14 protein-coding genes and 1 riboswitch are annotated in these 13,578 nt (G+C 65.7%); of the genes, 8 read left to right on the forward strand and 6 right to left on the reverse strand.

Going from position 1 to position 13,578, the window contains the following annotated elements; genetic code table 11:
- Positions 1 to 14: 14 nt before the first annotated feature.
- Together E5554_RS10330 and E5554_RS10335 are read left to right on the forward strand one after the other, a co-directional pair.
- A complete protein-coding gene (locus tag E5554_RS10330) occupies positions 15 to 716 on the forward strand; it encodes an endonuclease/exonuclease/phosphatase family protein (protein WP_136186715.1) in 702 nt (233 codons plus the stop codon).
- A 287-nt stretch (positions 717 to 1,003) separates the two neighbouring features.
- Entirely contained in the window at positions 1,004 to 1,393 is a 390-nt protein-coding gene (locus tag E5554_RS10335; RefSeq protein WP_136186716.1) for a hypothetical protein, read from the forward strand.
- A 236-nt stretch (positions 1,394 to 1,629) separates the two neighbouring features.
- On the opposite strand, the gene E5554_RS10340 is transcribed toward E5554_RS10335, so the two are convergent.
- The 3 genes from E5554_RS10340 to E5554_RS10350 form a co-directional block, all read right to left on the reverse strand.
- Complete coding sequence (locus E5554_RS10340; RefSeq protein WP_136186717.1) at positions 1,630 to 2,871, reverse strand: hypothetical protein; 1,242 nt, start codon at positions 2,869 to 2,871, stop codon at positions 1,630 to 1,632.
- Positions 2,872 to 3,012: 141 nt separating this feature from the next.
- Complete coding sequence (locus tag E5554_RS10345; RefSeq protein WP_348769748.1) at positions 3,013 to 3,192, reverse strand: hypothetical protein; 180 nt, start codon at positions 3,190 to 3,192, stop codon at positions 3,013 to 3,015.
- Positions 3,189 to 5,528, reverse strand: a complete 2,340-nt coding sequence (locus tag E5554_RS10350) for a GH92 family glycosyl hydrolase (RefSeq protein ID WP_136186718.1) — start codon at positions 5,526 to 5,528, stop codon at positions 3,189 to 3,191. Before E5554_RS10350 ends, E5554_RS10345 begins: the two co-directional genes overlap by 4 nt.
- A gap of 115 nt (positions 5,529 to 5,643) precedes the next feature.
- Here E5554_RS10350 and E5554_RS10355 point away from each other — a divergent pair, with 115 nt between their 5' ends.
- A complete protein-coding gene (locus E5554_RS10355; RefSeq protein WP_136186719.1) occupies positions 5,644 to 6,345 on the forward strand; it encodes a glutamine amidotransferase in 702 nt (233 codons plus the stop codon).
- A gap of 18 nt (positions 6,346 to 6,363) precedes the next feature.
- Here E5554_RS10355 and E5554_RS10360 read toward each other — a convergent pair whose 3' ends face one another.
- The 3 genes from E5554_RS10360 to E5554_RS10370 are packed head-to-tail and all read right to left on the reverse strand — an operon-like array spanning position 6,364 to position 8,772.
- Positions 6,364 to 7,374: an SMP-30/gluconolactonase/LRE family protein gene (locus tag E5554_RS10360; RefSeq protein ID WP_136186720.1), complete on the reverse strand. Its 1,011-nt coding sequence runs from the start codon at positions 7,372 to 7,374 to the stop codon at positions 6,364 to 6,366.
- Positions 7,371 to 8,474, reverse strand: coding sequence for a Gfo/Idh/MocA family oxidoreductase (locus tag E5554_RS10365; protein ID WP_136186721.1), 1,104 nt, complete (start codon positions 8,472 to 8,474; stop codon positions 7,371 to 7,373). Before E5554_RS10365 ends, E5554_RS10360 begins: the two co-directional genes overlap by 4 nt.
- A 28-nt stretch (positions 8,475 to 8,502) precedes the next feature.
- Positions 8,503 to 8,772: a LuxR C-terminal-related transcriptional regulator gene (locus E5554_RS10370; RefSeq protein WP_004211034.1), complete on the reverse strand. Its 270-nt coding sequence runs from the start codon at positions 8,770 to 8,772 to the stop codon at positions 8,503 to 8,505.
- Positions 8,773 to 9,068: 296 nt separating this feature from the next.
- On the opposite strand from E5554_RS10370, the gene E5554_RS10375 reads away from it, so the two are divergent.
- The 5 genes from E5554_RS10375 to gcvH all read left to right on the forward strand — a co-directional run bounded on the left by E5554_RS10375 (position 9,069) and on the right by gcvH (position 13,529).
- Positions 9,069 to 10,415: a gluconate:H+ symporter gene (locus E5554_RS10375; protein ID WP_136186722.1), complete on the forward strand. Its 1,347-nt coding sequence runs from the start codon at positions 9,069 to 9,071 to the stop codon at positions 10,413 to 10,415.
- 84 nt (positions 10,416 to 10,499) lie between these two features.
- Positions 10,500 to 11,177 (forward strand): FCD domain-containing protein, encoded by a 678-nt coding sequence (locus E5554_RS10380; RefSeq protein ID WP_017501752.1) that lies wholly within the window; start codon positions 10,500 to 10,502, stop codon positions 11,175 to 11,177.
- 130 nt (positions 11,178 to 11,307) lie between these two features.
- Positions 11,308 to 11,592, forward strand: a complete 285-nt coding sequence (locus E5554_RS10385; protein ID WP_136186723.1) for a hypothetical protein — start codon at positions 11,308 to 11,310, stop codon at positions 11,590 to 11,592.
- Between the two features lie 99 nt (positions 11,593 to 11,691).
- A riboswitch (glycine riboswitch) is annotated at positions 11,692 to 11,792 on the forward strand.
- A gap of 175 nt (positions 11,793 to 11,967) precedes the next feature.
- Positions 11,968 to 13,131 carry a glycine cleavage system aminomethyltransferase GcvT gene (gene gcvT, locus E5554_RS10390; RefSeq protein ID WP_048937461.1) on the forward strand — a complete coding sequence of 388 codons (1,164 nt, stop codon included), beginning with the start codon at positions 11,968 to 11,970 and terminating at the stop codon, positions 13,129 to 13,131.
- Positions 13,132 to 13,157: 26 nt separating this feature from the next.
- The gene (gene gcvH / locus E5554_RS10395) at positions 13,158 to 13,529 is read left to right on the forward strand and encodes a glycine cleavage system protein GcvH (RefSeq protein ID WP_004207946.1); all 372 of its coding nucleotides are present in this window, start codon (positions 13,158 to 13,160) and stop codon (positions 13,527 to 13,529) included.
- Positions 13,530 to 13,578: the final 49 nt, after the last annotated feature.

A 13,578-nucleotide genomic window follows, 5' to 3' on the forward strand; every position in this document is an offset into this window, starting at 1 on the left:
CGCATTGAAGCAGCATGTCCGCCACGATCCGCGTCGCCAGCTATAATATCCGCAAGGCCATCGGCACCGACCGCCGCCGTTCACCCGAGCGGGTGATCGACGTGCTGAACGAGGTGGATGCCGACATCATCGCGCTGCAGGAGGCCGACCGGCGCTTCGGCATACGCTATGCCGCGATCCCGCCGCTGCTGCTCGAGCGCCAGAGCGGCTACAAGCCGGTGCCTCTCAACGTCCAGACCGACAGCATGGGCTGGCACGGCAACGCCATCATCGTCCGCAAGGAGGCGGAGGTCGCCGCCTATGACGTGCTGCACCTCCCTTGCCTGGAACCGCGCGGCGCGACCATGGCGGAGGTCGCGATCAAGGGCGCGACCCTGCGCGTGTTCGGCATGCATCTCGACCTGTCGGGCCTGTGGCGGCGCAAGCAGGCGGCGGCGGTCATCCATGCCGCGGCCCAGGGCCATACCCTGCCGACGGTGTTGATGGGCGACCTCAACGAATGGAGCGCCGAGCGCGGCTGCCTCGCCGACTTTGCCCGCCATTACAGCTTTGCGCCCTGCGGCCGCAGCTTTCACGCGCGCCGCCCGGTCGCCCGGCTCGACCGGATCATGCATTGCGGCCGCATCCGCCTGGTCGACAGCGGCGTCCACGAAAGCGCCGCCGCGCGCAAGGCGTCGGACCATCTGCCGATCTGGGCGGAGTTCAAGCTGGGGTGAATGCGGGCGCGTGTTGGGGGGGACGGCAGAGGGCCTAGAAGCGACCAGAAGCGACTGTAAATTCCTCCCCTGCAAGGTTCGGCAGAGGCACGCGACTCTGCCGAAGGGGACCACGAAGTGGTGGAGGGGTGTCACGCTATCGAGAGGGGGATACCCCTCCGTCTGGCCTTCGGCCAGCCACCTCCCCTTGCAGGGGAGGATGGTCTGAAAACGACCATAGCGGACCCTGGAGATGCTCCGCGAGTTTCCCGGTTGCGGACATTCGCTCGTCGCTCCATTGGGTAGCAATGCAGCACGCTTCCCTCGTCGCTTTCCTTTCCGGCAACCTCACTCCGAAGGCGTTCATGGAAGAAATCGCCGATGAGGTCGCCGATTTCTATGCTGACCTCCGGCAGACAAGGCATGGTTTCATTCTGATTTCGGATGGGCCGCTTTTTGTGATGACTCGCTTTGCTGCGCGCCGGTTCCTGAATGCGGTTGCAAGTCAGCAATTGTCTTCCGACGCCGCAGTCTATGTTGCTGATTGCCTTGTAGCGAGCGACGACATCGAGTTTGAGGATGAGGCGACCCGTGACGCTGTCTCCTTCCTCGAAGACGACAGCAATCGCTTCATAGAAGAGCGGAGCGACCTATGGACGGCTGAGGAAATCTCAAAGGTGCTGGCTTCGCTTGATTAAGTGTCCGCTTTGGGGGGGGGGGAGCCCCTGATTGCTGCCTATCCGCTTCCCACCCTTTAGCGCCGTTCCGAAGACCGAACTCGCGGGGGAGGGACCGAACGGGCAGCATTCGGGGATCAGTTTTCGTTCCCTCCCTCTTCCAACTGGCACATGGGGCGGGGGACTTCATCCTTCTCCCTCCAAGGGAGAAGGAACGGCAAAAACGGGTCGAAACCTCGCCGGCCATTTTCGGCCCATCAGTCGGCGTCGTTTTCTGTAATCTGGAAGCTGCGGATGTGCAGTTTCTCGCCGGGGCGGCGGATGCGGGTGTGGCTTTTTTGCGGAAGTTCCAGGTCGGCCGTCAGCAAGAAGCGTTCGCGTTGCCACAGGCCCGGCGATCCGGCCGCCAGAGCGAGAGGCAAATAGCGGCGCTGGGCCAGCGCTTCGCCGACCAGGTCGGCCCAAGCTTCCGGGGCGACATGGCTGGTCGCTCGGCCTCTACCCACCTGCTCGATCGCGTCGATCCGGCCGTCGGGCGTGATGAGATAGCGAAACTCCGCCCAATGGCCCGATGGATTGGCGGGCAGAAGCGCATGTTTGCGCCGGTCGTCGGTCCACAGGACCAGGCTGTTACCCTGGGCTTCTATCTGCGGGCCGACCACCAGCAGGGGCGACGCGGAACGCAGGCCCGACAGGCGGCGCGTCAGTTCCTCCTCGGACAGGCCATTTTTCATCAGTTCCAGTTTCGCCAGCATGATTAGCGCAGCGTCCTGATAGGGGCGGATGGCAGGAACTGTCCGGCTTTTCAATGCCGCGTAGCGGCGTTGCGCCTCGTCATCATAGGCCGGGTCGACACTGGCTGCAGTCGCATAGGCGGTGAGGCCGCGAAACAGGGCGAACCCTTCCATCTCGGGCCAGCCCTGGGCGCTCGCTTCCTTGGCTACGCGGTCGTAAAAACCGGTGGCGCTGCGCATCTTGCCCTGACGCAGAAAGACGTCGCCAACGTGCATCCGCTGCATGGCGATGCGGCGATCCTGCGGGGGCAGTCCAGCCTTGAGCGCGTCGAGCGCATCGATGGTGCCGGTGCGGCTATAGTCCGCCAGCCCCCTGTAGGACGCGACCTCGGCATCGAAGTCGAGCAGTTGGCCGACCTGAACCGGATAATCCCGCTGGTGGCGGTGGTTGCGGGCGCGGGCCTGACGCAGCGTATCGCGCGCGCCCTGATGATCGCCCGCCAGCAACTGATTTTCAGCGTGGACGGTGGCAGCCTCCATATCTTCGTCTGGAGGGCATGACCGGGCGAGGCAGGCCGCCAGCGCCGCAGCGCTGGCATCGATGCGGACGCCGTCGACGATCAGCATGGTATCTTCGTTGCCGACCGGCGATGGTGCAGGGGGCGTCGAAGGGCGAGAGACGGTCATGGATGCCATGATTGTCGGCCACTTGGAGGCGGACGGGGCAGCGCCAGTGTGCGCGGCCATCATCATCGCGATCAGCATGGATCCTCCCTCGGAGTGTCAGCGGCCGTCGGGGCGACTATGATCCTGCGCCGGGGCGACCGCAATCCGGAAATGCGATCTGGCCTGCCGCCTACGCGGCGCGGAAGCGCTGCTGGATCTTGCTGCGGTGGGTCTTTTCCATCACGAGATGGTGTCGGCCCAGCGCAGCATTTCATTGTCCAATGGCGTTTCCGCATCATGGTTGGTGCCCGCCGACAGGGTTTCGATGCCGGGATGGTCAGCGAAAATCTGTTCGGCGGTCGGGCTGCGCAGCTTGTTCTGGCTGCAGACGAAGAGATAATGCCGGTCCCGCGCCTTCACTTGCCATAGCCGGTCATGGAGAAGGGGCGGGCCTTCACGCCGGTCGCCCATGTCTTGTTGGGGCTGGCCTGCATGGTGAAGCGCAGTTCGCCGCCAGCGCGGATTTCCGCGTCGGTGATATAGCCGCGATCGAGCGACTTGCCGTTCAGCGTCACCTGGCCGACATAGCGATTGGCGTCGGAGAGGCTGTCGGCAATCACGATAAAGCGGTGGCCGCTGGGCAAGGTCATCTCGGCGCGGTCGACGAAGGGGCGGCCGATCACATATTGGTTGCTGCCCGGCGCCACGGGATAGAAGCCCAAGGCGGTGAAGACCAGCCAGGCGGACATCTGGCCCAGATCGTCATTGCCGGCCAGGCCCTCGGCCGTTGGCTTATACTGGCTGTCGACGATCTGCTTCAGGCGTTCCTGCGTGCGCCAGGGCTGGCCCGCATAGCTGTAGAGATAGGCGACATGGTGGCTGGGTTCGTTGCCATGGATATATTGGCCGATCAGGCCGGAAATATCCTCGGCATGGCTATAGTCGATCTTGCTATTGTCATAGTCGAACATGGCGTCGAGCTTGGCGATGGTTTTCGCATCGCCGCCCAGCAGGCGGAACAGGCCGCCCTGATCGTGCGGCATGAACCAGCTATATTGCCAGGCATTCCCCTCCGTATAGTCGCTGCCATAGTTGATCGCGGTCGGATCGAAGGGGGTACGGAAAGAGCCGTCGGCCTTGCGCGCACGCAGGAAGCCGGTCTTGGCGTCGAAGCTGTTGCGCCAGTTTTGGGCGCGCTTCTCGAAGCGCTCTGCCGTCGCGGTGTCGCCCAGTTGGCGGGCGAGGCGGGCGATGGTCCAGTCGTCATAGGCATATTCGACCGTCTTGGACGCGGCTTCGGGTTCGCGGTCGATCGGGACATAGCCAAGCTTCATATAGTCGCCGAGGCCGCCATAGGGGGCATAGTCGGCGCTGGCGACCATGGCCTTGAGCGCGGCGGCGCAGTCGATGCCCCTGATCCCTTTCAGGCAGGCGTCGGCAATGACGGGAACGGCATGATAGCCGATCATCGTCCAGGTTTCCTTGCCGCCAAACTGCCAGACGGGGAGGATGCCGAAGGGGCTGGTCTTTTGCCCCGCGACCAGCGAATTCACGAAATCGGCATTTTTCTCTTCAGGCTGGATCAGCGTCAGCAGCGGATGTTCGGCGCGGAACGTATCCCACAGCGAGAAGGTGGAATGCATGGTGAAGCCCCGGCCATCCAGCATCCCGGCATGGACCTGATCATCCGGCCCGCGCCAGCGGCCATCGGCATCGCTCCAGACGCTGGGCGCCATCAGGCTGTGATAGAGGGCGGTGTAGACATTGGTGCGCATCGCTTTGGGCGCGTCGATCTGCACCGTGCCCAGTGCATCGTTCCAGGCGGTGCGGGTCTTCGCGCGGATCGCGTCGAAATCGCCCGGCTCGCTGGCAAGGTTGGCGATGGCACCATCCTCGTCCACGCCCGACAGCGCGACCTTCGCCTCCAGCGGCTTCGTCAGCGTGCCAAAGTCGAGCTGCGCCACCAGCGCGCGGCCGGAGAGGGAATCCAGCGTCTCGGGGCCGCGACCGGGGCCCTTGAAGCCCTTGTAGAGGATATCCTTCTCGGTGCTGACGAAGCGGTGGCCGGTCAGCGGCGCGGAAAAGCGGATGGCGAAGAAGATGCGCCGCGGCGTGGCCCAACCGCGCACCTCGCGCGATCCGGTAATCGTGCCATCGGGGCGGATGCGGATCGAGGACCAGAGGATCTTGCCGGGATAATCATAGATGATCGAGCGCAGGTCCAGCACCAGATGCGCCGCCTTGCCGGTGGGGAAGGCATAGCGGTGGACGCCGACACGGGTGCCGGCCGTCATTTCCGCACGCACGCCCGGATCGGTCAGGGTGACGGCATAATAGCCGGCCGAGGCGACCTCATCGGCCTTGTGCGAGCGGAAGCCGGGCGTCTTGTCGTCGCCGGCCTCCAGCGGGACGCTGTCGCCGCTGACCGGCATCACCAGGAAATCGCCCAGGTCGCTATGGCCCGCGCCGGAAAAATGGGTGTGGGAAAAGCCGAGGATCACCGGGTCTTCATGGCGATAGCCGGCGGCCCAATTATAGGTCTGGCGCGCCGGGCCGACATGGGTGTCGGGCGAGAGCTGGACCATGCCGAAAGGGGCGACGGCGCCGGGGAAGGTATGGCCTTCGCCCGAGGTGCCGATGAAGGGATCGACCGCATCGACCGGCGCGGAAGGCGCTTCGCTGGTCTGGGCGGAAAGGGCGGTGCCGGCGAGCAAAGTGGCCAGCAGGACGGGGCGAGCGATGCGGGTCAGGATCATGGGGTGCGGTTAAATCACGGGCGGGCGGCCGGGCCAAGCCGATAGCGGCAATTTTCTGTCCCCAAGAAAGGCTGGGCTGGCGTCGGCGGGTTTGGCTGGCTAGCTATCGCAGGTAATGAAAAGAGCGTTGATCGTCCGACATGTGCCGCGCGAGGGTGCGGCAGGCTATCTCCAGCCGATCGAGGCGGCCGGCTATCAGATCGAGCGGATCGATGTGGCCAGCCCCGATTTCGCCGATATCGACCTGACCGAACCGGACCTGCTCATCATGATGGGCGGGCCGATGGGCGTCTATGAACAGGATGTGCATCCCTGGATCCCGGTGCAGATCGGCAAGCTTTCCGCACGGCTGGCGGCGGACCGTCCGACGCTGGGCGTGTGCCTGGGCAGCCAGATGATCGCGGCGGCGCTGGGCGCGCGGGTCTATCCGGGCGGCCATATGGAGCTGGGCTTTGCGCCGGTCAGCGTCAACGTGGCGGGGGCGGCCTCGCCGCTGCGCCATATCGATGGAGTGCCAGTGCTGCACTGGCATAGCGACACGTTCGACCTGCCCGATCAGGTCGAACTGCTGGGATCAACCGACCGCTATGCGCATCAGGCTTTCCGGCGCGGAACCAATCTGTTGGCGCTGCAATTCCACGCCGAAATGGGCGAGGATCCGCGCTTCGAGGACTGGCTGACCCATTTCTGGGCCGATCTGGACGTCGCCGGAAAATGCGGCAGCGCGCTTCGGAAGGACCATGACGATCATGGGCCGGGCGCGGTGGCAGCGGGCCGGGCGATGATTGACGAGTGGCTGGCGGGGATCAGGGCGTAAGGAGCCCGCCTCCTTTCGCTAGCCACTGCTGGATATCAGCGGCACTGCGGCCAGCCGGTCGGCCGATGTCAGGAACAGGGTCGCACCGCCCTCGCCGATGCAGCAATTGGCGATTGCCTTGCCGGTGCGGATCTTGCCGAGCAATCTGCCGTCGGGCGCGCAGACATGGACGCCGCCGGGGCCGGTGGCAAAGACGGTGCCGTCGGGCGCGGTCTTGATGCCGTCGGGCAGGCCCGGCTCGCCGGCCGCCAGTTCCCTGGCCATGTCGCGGAACAGGCGCTGGCCCGTGGGCATGCCGTCCGCGCCCAGGCTATAGGCCAGCACCTGCGGCCGCTTCTCGTCCGACAGCGCCAGATACAGTGTGCGGCCATCGGGCGAGAGGGTCACGCCATTGGGCCGGCGATGGCTGCCGTCTATCAGCGTCACCATGCCATCGGGCGTCAGGCGGTAAAGGCCGTTGAAACCGATCTCGCGCAGCGATGACGTGTCGCCATCGGTCAGGCCATAGGGCGGGTCGCTGAAATAGATGCTGCCATCGGCCGCGATGGTCAGGTCATTGGGGCTGTTGAAGCGCTTGCCCTGATAGCGATCGGCGAGGGTGGTCCGCGCCCTGGTCTTGAGGTCCACCCGCACGATCGCGCGCGCGCCGCTGTCGGCGCCAACCAGATGGCCGTCCCTGTCGATCGCGATGCCGTTGAGGCCGGCTTCGCGTATCTCCTTGGGGATCGCGGTCTGCAGGCCCGAGGGCAAGAGGAAGGGCGACACGCCATCCTTGCGGGTCCAGCGATAGACGATGTTGGACGGCGGATCGCCGAACAGCAGCGCGTCGATCGGCGCGGCCCAGGTCGGCCCCTCGGCCCAGCGATAGCCCTGCGCCAATATCTCCACCTGCGCGCCGGGCGCGATGATGCGGTCCAGTGCCGGGTCGATCCGGTCGATCCGCGCGGCCGGCAGGTCGGCGGCGTGGGCGAGCGCGTGGGTGAACGGCAGGGCGGCCATCCCGGCCAGCAGGGTGCGACGATCGATCATGCGGTGAGGCTAACCGAATGATGCTCCGCCGCCGAGCGATAGATCGCCTCGATCACGCGCAGGTCGGCCAGCCCCTCCTCGCCCGCGACGATCGGCGCGGTGCCGTTCGCGATACATTCGGGCAGATGGTCGAGCTGGGCGGCAAACTGGTTCTTCGCCGGCGCCGGCAGGCTGCGCGGCGCGGTTACGCCATCCTTGCGGATCATCATCGTCTGGCCGCTATATTGGGTCGCAGGTTCCATATCGATCCAGCCCTGGGTGCCGATCACCCGATAGCCATTATGGGCCGAGCTGTAGCTCGACACGCAATTGGCGATGATGCCCGACGGAAAGCGCAGCATGAAGTTTATCCGGTCCTCGACGGTGGCAAAGCGCGGATCGCTGCGGTCGGTGCTGGCGATGGCGCTCACCTCCACCGGCTCCTCGCCGGTCAGGTAGCGCGCGGCGTTGAGGCTGTAGATGCCGATGTCCATCATCGATCCGCCGCCCGACAGGGGACGGTCGAGCCGCCATTGGCCGGCCTTGATCGGGAAGCCATGTTCGGCGGTGATGATCCGCGTCGGCCCGACATGGCCGCCGCGCGCCAGCTCGATCGCAAGCCTGTTATAAGGCTCGAAGCGCGAGCGATAGCCGATCATCAGCTTGCGCCCGGCCTTGGCGCAGGCGGCGATCATCGCCTGGCATTCGGCCACCGACACCGCCATCGGCTTCTCGCACATCACATGCTTGCCCGCCTGCGCCGCGCGGATGCTGTACTCGGCATGGAGGCTGTTGGGCAGGACGATATAGACGATGTCGATATCGGGATTGTCGCGGATGCGGTCGAACTCGGCATAGCTGTAGCGATGCGTTTTCGGGATGCCGTACTGGTCGCCATATTGCGCCAGCTTGGCCGGGGTGCCGCTGACCAGCGCGACCAGCTTCGCATGCTCGCAGCCGGCGAAATTGGGCATGATCTGCTGCGTGGCATAATAGCCCAGGCCCACAATGGCATAGCCCAGCTTGCGCTGTGGCGCGGCGCAGGCGGTCGTGCTGCCCATGCCGGCCAGCACCAGCCCGGCGCCGATGCCCCCCATCAACTCGCGTCGCGATCGATCCATGCGGCGTCTCCCGCCAAGAGGGTGGTGTTCAGTCCGCGGCGCGGCTCAGCGCCGGGCGCATCCAGCCGAAATGGCTGGCGGCGATGGCGACCTGGGTGCGGTTGCGGACGTTGAGCTTGCGCATGAGCGCGGTCATATGGACCTTCACCGTCGCCTCGGCCATGCCCAGCTCATAGGCGATCTGCTTGTTGAGCAGGCCGGAATGGACGCAGCGCATCACCTTCATCTGGGTCGGCGTGAGATGTGGGGCTTCGGGGACCATCTGGTCCTGGCGATCGAGAATATGCAGATCCTGCATCCTGCCTCTCCCTCTGATTGATCCGCGTTGGGGCCTGGACCGGCCCAAGGATTCGTTAGCGCTAACGGTACTGGAATCAGTCAGACAGGTTCAAGCGAAAATTTGCAATATTCGGGAAATAACCTAGCGCATGGCCGAAATGCGGCTATAACCTGTCTAACAGATTTTCGGGATTCGCCCTGCGAATGACCGGCTACGCATAGGAAAGAGAGGGTGGGGATGGCGTTACCATATCGTCGATCGGTGCCATGTGGCCGGGCGTTCAGCCAGGGCGGACTACAGGGAGGCATTGGCCGATGACCCCCGCCGATTATCGCCTGCTGATCGCCGCCGTCATCGGCATCGCCCTTTCCATCGCCCTCATCATCCGGGGCCGGCTCCATCCCTTTGTCGGCCTGCTGTGCGGTGCCTTCACCGTCGGCCTGATCGCCGGCCTGCCGATGGAGGAAACCGCCAAGGCGGTCGAAAAGGGCGCGGGCACCATATTGGGCGGCACCGGCCTGGTCGTGGCGCTGGGCCTGGGCCTCGGCGCGATGCTGCAATTGTCGGACGGCGCCGGCGGCCTTGCCCGCTCGGCGCTGCGCATCTCCGGCGTGAAGGGTGCGCCCTGGGCCAGCCTGTTCACCGCCATCGTCATCGGCCTGCCGCTGTTCTTCGAGACCGGCCTCGTCCTGCTGCTGCCGATCGTCGCGTCGGCCGCCGCCGCGCTGCCCGCCGGGCAGAATGGCGATACCGCCAAGCTCAAGCTGATGCTGCCCGCGCTGTCGGGCCTGTCCGTGGTCCATGCGCTGGTGCCGCCGCATCCCGGCCCGCTGCTCGCGGTCAATGCGCTCGGCGCCAATCTCGGCCTCACCCTTCTCTATGGCCTGATCGTCGGCATCCCGACCGCGATCATCGCTGGTCCCGTACTGGCCCGCTTCACCGCCCCCGGCGCGAAACTGAACCCGCCGCTGCTCGATCCGGTCAAGGTCGATGTCGCCACCCCCTCGGTCGGCCGCGCGCTCGCGGCCGTGCTGCTGCCGGTGGTGCTGATCGCCGCTGGGCAGGCGGTGGCGCTGCTGCCGGCGTCGGTCGCGCCGCATTTCCACTGGCTTGGCTGGGTCAGCGACCCGGTCGTCGCGCTGCTGATCGCGGTGCTGGCCGCGCTGCCTTTGCTGTTCGGCCGCCGCATCACCGATGCAAAGATCCAGAACGCGATCTGGTCCGAAGCGATGATCCCGGCCGGCGGCATCATTCTGGCGATCGGCGCGGGCGGCGCGCTCAAGCAGGTGCTGGTGACGACCGGGCTTTCCGATCTGCTGGTCCGCTTTGCTGCCGGCGGCGCGATTTCGCCGATCCTGCTCGCCTGGGGGGTGTCGGTCTGCATCCGCCTCGCCACCGGTTCGGCCACCGTCGCGACGATCACCACCGCCGGCGTGATGCAGGGGCTGGTCGCCGCATCGGGCGTGGAGCCCGAATGGATGGTGCTGGCGATCGGCGCGGGATCGCTCTTCTTCTCCCACGTCAATGATCCCGGCTTCTGGCTCGTCAAATCCTATCTCGGCACCGACATGCCGGGCACGTTCAAGACCTGGTCGATCATGGAAACCGTGGTCGCGGTGGTCGGCCTGCTGCTGGTGCTGGTCGCGAGCAGCATCTTCTGACCAGAGCGCTGCTGACGCTTGTCGTCAGCAGCCTCTCATGACTAGGAGGCACAGGATGTTGCCCAGCGATCGACAGGTGCGCCGATGAACCAGGCCCGATTGTCCGACCATGCCTATGCCGGCATTGTCGAGATCATCAACGACCAGGATCTGGCGGTCGGCGATCGCCTGCCGTCGGAGGCGGCGCTGGCGGAGCGGTTCGGCGTCTCCCGCGCGATCGTGCGCGAGGCGCTGGTCCGCCTTGCCTCGGACGGCATTACCGAGGCGCGCCGGGGTGCCGGCTCCTTCGTGAAAAGCCGTCCGTCGCAGCGCCTGGCCGCCTTCATGCCGGCGACCGAACTGCCCGCAACGCTCGGCAGCTATGAGGTGCGCTTCGTGCTGGAGGCGGAGGCCGCGCGCCTTGCCGCCACCCGCCGCAGTCCGATCGAAATGGCCCATGTCGAGGAAGGGATGGAGATGCTGCGCACCGCCCTCCTGTCGAGCGAACCCGCCCATGCCGAGGATATGGAACTGCACCGCCGCATTGCCGAGGCGACCGGCAACCCCGCCTTCCTGATCGCCTTCGACGCGCTCCATGCCGATGTCGACAAGGTGATGCGCGCCGGCGTCGACATCAGCCGATCGCGCCCGCCCGAGGTGATCGCGACCATGCTGCGCGAACATGAACAGATCGTAGCCGCCATCCGCGCCCAGGACGCCGAAGGCGCCGCGCTGGCGATGCGCTGGCATCTGTGGGAGGGGCGGCGACGGCTGATGCCGTGAGGGCAGGCGGATAGCGGCGCACGATGACGGGACAGGAAGGGAGCAAGCTCCCCCAACTCCGCCAACGGAAACGCTGCGTTGGCATTCGGCCGGCCGGTCCGGTCGTTGCGCGGGCTTTATCTCTCTGCCCATGACACTGCATCCCCAGATCGCGGCCTTTGCCGCCCAGCTTGACGATCTTTCCCGCCTGTTGCGGGCACAGGGCGCGCGACCCTGGGCGGATCGGATCGACCTCATCCAGCGCGCCGTCGCGGATTCCAACTATGCCGGCGTCAGCCGCTTCCTGGACATGTTCGAGGGGGAGGGCGGCTTTGCCGACCTGACCCTCTCGGACGAAGCGGCCGATGCGGCGCTCTCCGAATGCCGGGCGGCGGCATTGGCGATGGCGCAGCGGCTGGCGCGCGAGGAAGGCTGATCCGGCCATAACCTGCGTCCCTGCGACATTTGCCCGATTGACGCCGCCCGCGCTTTGGGCAAATGCGTGGGGCGTCTCCGGTGCCGAGGATTCGGCAGCGGGCACGATGCGGGAGAGCATGGGCGCCTTTCAGGCTTGAGCCCGTCGCCGAAGGAGCAACCGCCCCGGAATCTCTCAGGCCAAAGGACCGCATCGCGCGTAGATACTCTGGAAAGCGGACGGCCCCGTGCCGTCCCACCGAAGGGGTAAGCCAGCCGGTCCCAGGCCGCTGGTCAAAGCTCTCAGGTTCCGTGACAGAGGGGGTGGCATGCCGGAAGCGCCGATTCGTCGGCTGCGCTGGCCTGTCGCCGATCCCTCCTACGGAAAGGTCTTGCCATGACCGCCACTGACGACGTCGCCGCCCTCGAAGCGGAACTGCCCCTCGAAGCCCTGCCGCTGGACGCCTGGCACCGTGCCAAGGGCGCGCGCATGGTCGGCTTCGCCGGCTATCACATGCCGATCCAGTATGAAGGCATCATGGCCGAACATAGCTGGACCCGCGAACATGCCGGCCTGTTCGACGTCAGCCATATGGGCCAGCTGACCTTCTCCGACGAGACCGGCGGCGCCAGCGTCGATGCCGCGCTCGAAACCCTGCTGCCCAGCGACATCAAGGGATTGAAGCCCTTCCGCCAGCGCTATTCAATGCTGCTGGACGCGGAAGGCGGCATCCTCGACGACCTGATGGTCTCGCGTCCCGGCGACGGTGCATTCGAAGGCGCGGCGATCTACATGGTCGTCAATGGCGCGACCAAATATGACGATATCGGCTGGATGATCGAGCATCTGCCCGACGACGTCACCATGAACCATATGGCCGATCAGGCGCTGCTGGCGCTGCAGGGCCCCGAAGCGGGCGAGGCGATGGCCGCGCTCATCCCCGAAACCGCCGACCTCATCTTCATGCAGTCCGGTCCCTTCACCTGGCGTGGCGTGCCGCTGTGGATCAGCCGGTCTGGCTATACCGGCGAGGATGGCTTTGAAATCAGCGTGCCGGGCGATTCCGTCGCGCTGCTGGCCGATGCGCTGTGCGCGCTGCCGCAGGTCAAGCCGATCGGCCTTGGCGCGCGTGACTCGCTGCGTCTGGAAGCCGGCCTGCCGCTCTATGGCCATGACCTGTCGCCCGCCGTCAGCACCATCGGTGCGGACCTGGGCTTTGCCATCCAGAAGCGCCGCCGCGAGGAAGGTGGCTTTATCGGCCATGCCCGCGTGATGAAGGAACTGGCCGAAGGCCCCGGTTCCAAGCGTGTCGGCCTGAAGATCGAAGGCCGCCTGCCGGCCCGCGAAGGCGCGCAAATCTACGCCGGCGACGTGTTGGTGGGCGAAGTCACCTCGGGCGGTTTCGCGCCGAGCGTGGGCGCGCCGATCGCCATGGGCTGGGTCAGCCTGCCTTATTCCGCGCTCGACACCGCGCTGGAGATCGAGGTGCGCGGCAAGCGGATTGCAGCGGCGGTTGCGCCGATGCCGTTCGTTCCGCATCGTTATCGCCGCAAGGCCTGAATTACCGCTTTTCGAGGAGAGCAAGCATGAGCCGCTATTTCACCGACGAACATGAATGGATCGACGTTGCAGGCGACATCGCCACCGTCGGCATCACCGATTATGCGCAGGAACAGTTGGGCGACATCGTGTTCGTAGAACTGCCCGCCGAAGGCACGACCTTCGAAAAGGGCGACGACGCCGCCGTCGTGGAATCGGTCAAGGCCGCGTCCGACGTCTATGCCCCGATCTCGGGCGAAGTCGTCGAGGCCAATGGCGCGCTGGAAGACGAGCCGGCGCTGGTCAACAGCGATGCCGAGGAAGATGGCTGGTTCTTCAAGCTGCGCATTGCTGATGCGAGCGAGCTGGAAGGCCTGATGAACGAAGCCGCCTACAAGAAGTTCGTGGCGAGCCTCTGATCCGATAATCGCCCCTCCCTTTCAAGGGAGGGGGTGGGGTGGGTGGCGA

It is taken from the genome of Sphingobium sp. PAMC28499, from assembly GCF_004795815.1.
In the GTDB taxonomy this organism is placed as follows: Bacteria; Pseudomonadota; Alphaproteobacteria; order Sphingomonadales; family Sphingomonadaceae; genus Sphingobium; species Sphingobium yanoikuyae.

What these genes read in the sequence shown, in the direction of transcription:
- E5554_RS10330 (WP_136186715.1), top strand. Translation starts at nt 15, where the DNA reads ATGTCCGCCACGATCCGCGTCGCCAGCTATAATATCCGCAAGGCCATC.
- E5554_RS10335 (WP_136186716.1), top strand. Translation starts at nt 1,004, where the DNA reads ATGCAGCACGCTTCCCTCGTCGCTTTCCTTTCCGGCAACCTCACTCCG.
- E5554_RS10340 (WP_136186717.1), bottom strand. Translation starts at nt 2,871, where the DNA reads ATGCTGATCGCGATGATGATGGCCGCGCACACTGGCGCTGCCCCGTCC.
- E5554_RS10350 (WP_136186718.1), bottom strand. Translation starts at nt 5,528, where the DNA reads ATGATCCTGACCCGCATCGCTCGCCCCGTCCTGCTGGCCACTTTGCTC.
- E5554_RS10355 (WP_136186719.1), top strand. Translation starts at nt 5,644, where the DNA reads ATGAAAAGAGCGTTGATCGTCCGACATGTGCCGCGCGAGGGTGCGGCA.
- E5554_RS10360 (WP_136186720.1), bottom strand. Translation starts at nt 7,374, where the DNA reads ATGATCGATCGTCGCACCCTGCTGGCCGGGATGGCCGCCCTGCCGTTC.
- E5554_RS10365 (WP_136186721.1), bottom strand. Translation starts at nt 8,474, where the DNA reads ATGGATCGATCGCGACGCGAGTTGATGGGGGGCATCGGCGCCGGGCTG.
- E5554_RS10370 (WP_004211034.1), bottom strand. Translation starts at nt 8,772, where the DNA reads ATGCAGGATCTGCATATTCTCGATCGCCAGGACCAGATGGTCCCCGAA.
- E5554_RS10375 (WP_136186722.1), top strand. Translation starts at nt 9,069, where the DNA reads ATGACCCCCGCCGATTATCGCCTGCTGATCGCCGCCGTCATCGGCATC.
- E5554_RS10380 (WP_017501752.1), top strand. Translation starts at nt 10,500, where the DNA reads ATGAACCAGGCCCGATTGTCCGACCATGCCTATGCCGGCATTGTCGAG.
- E5554_RS10385 (WP_136186723.1), top strand. Translation starts at nt 11,308, where the DNA reads ATGACACTGCATCCCCAGATCGCGGCCTTTGCCGCCCAGCTTGACGAT.
- gcvT (WP_048937461.1), top strand. Translation starts at nt 11,968, where the DNA reads ATGACCGCCACTGACGACGTCGCCGCCCTCGAAGCGGAACTGCCCCTC.
- gcvH (WP_004207946.1), top strand. Translation starts at nt 13,158, where the DNA reads ATGAGCCGCTATTTCACCGACGAACATGAATGGATCGACGTTGCAGGC.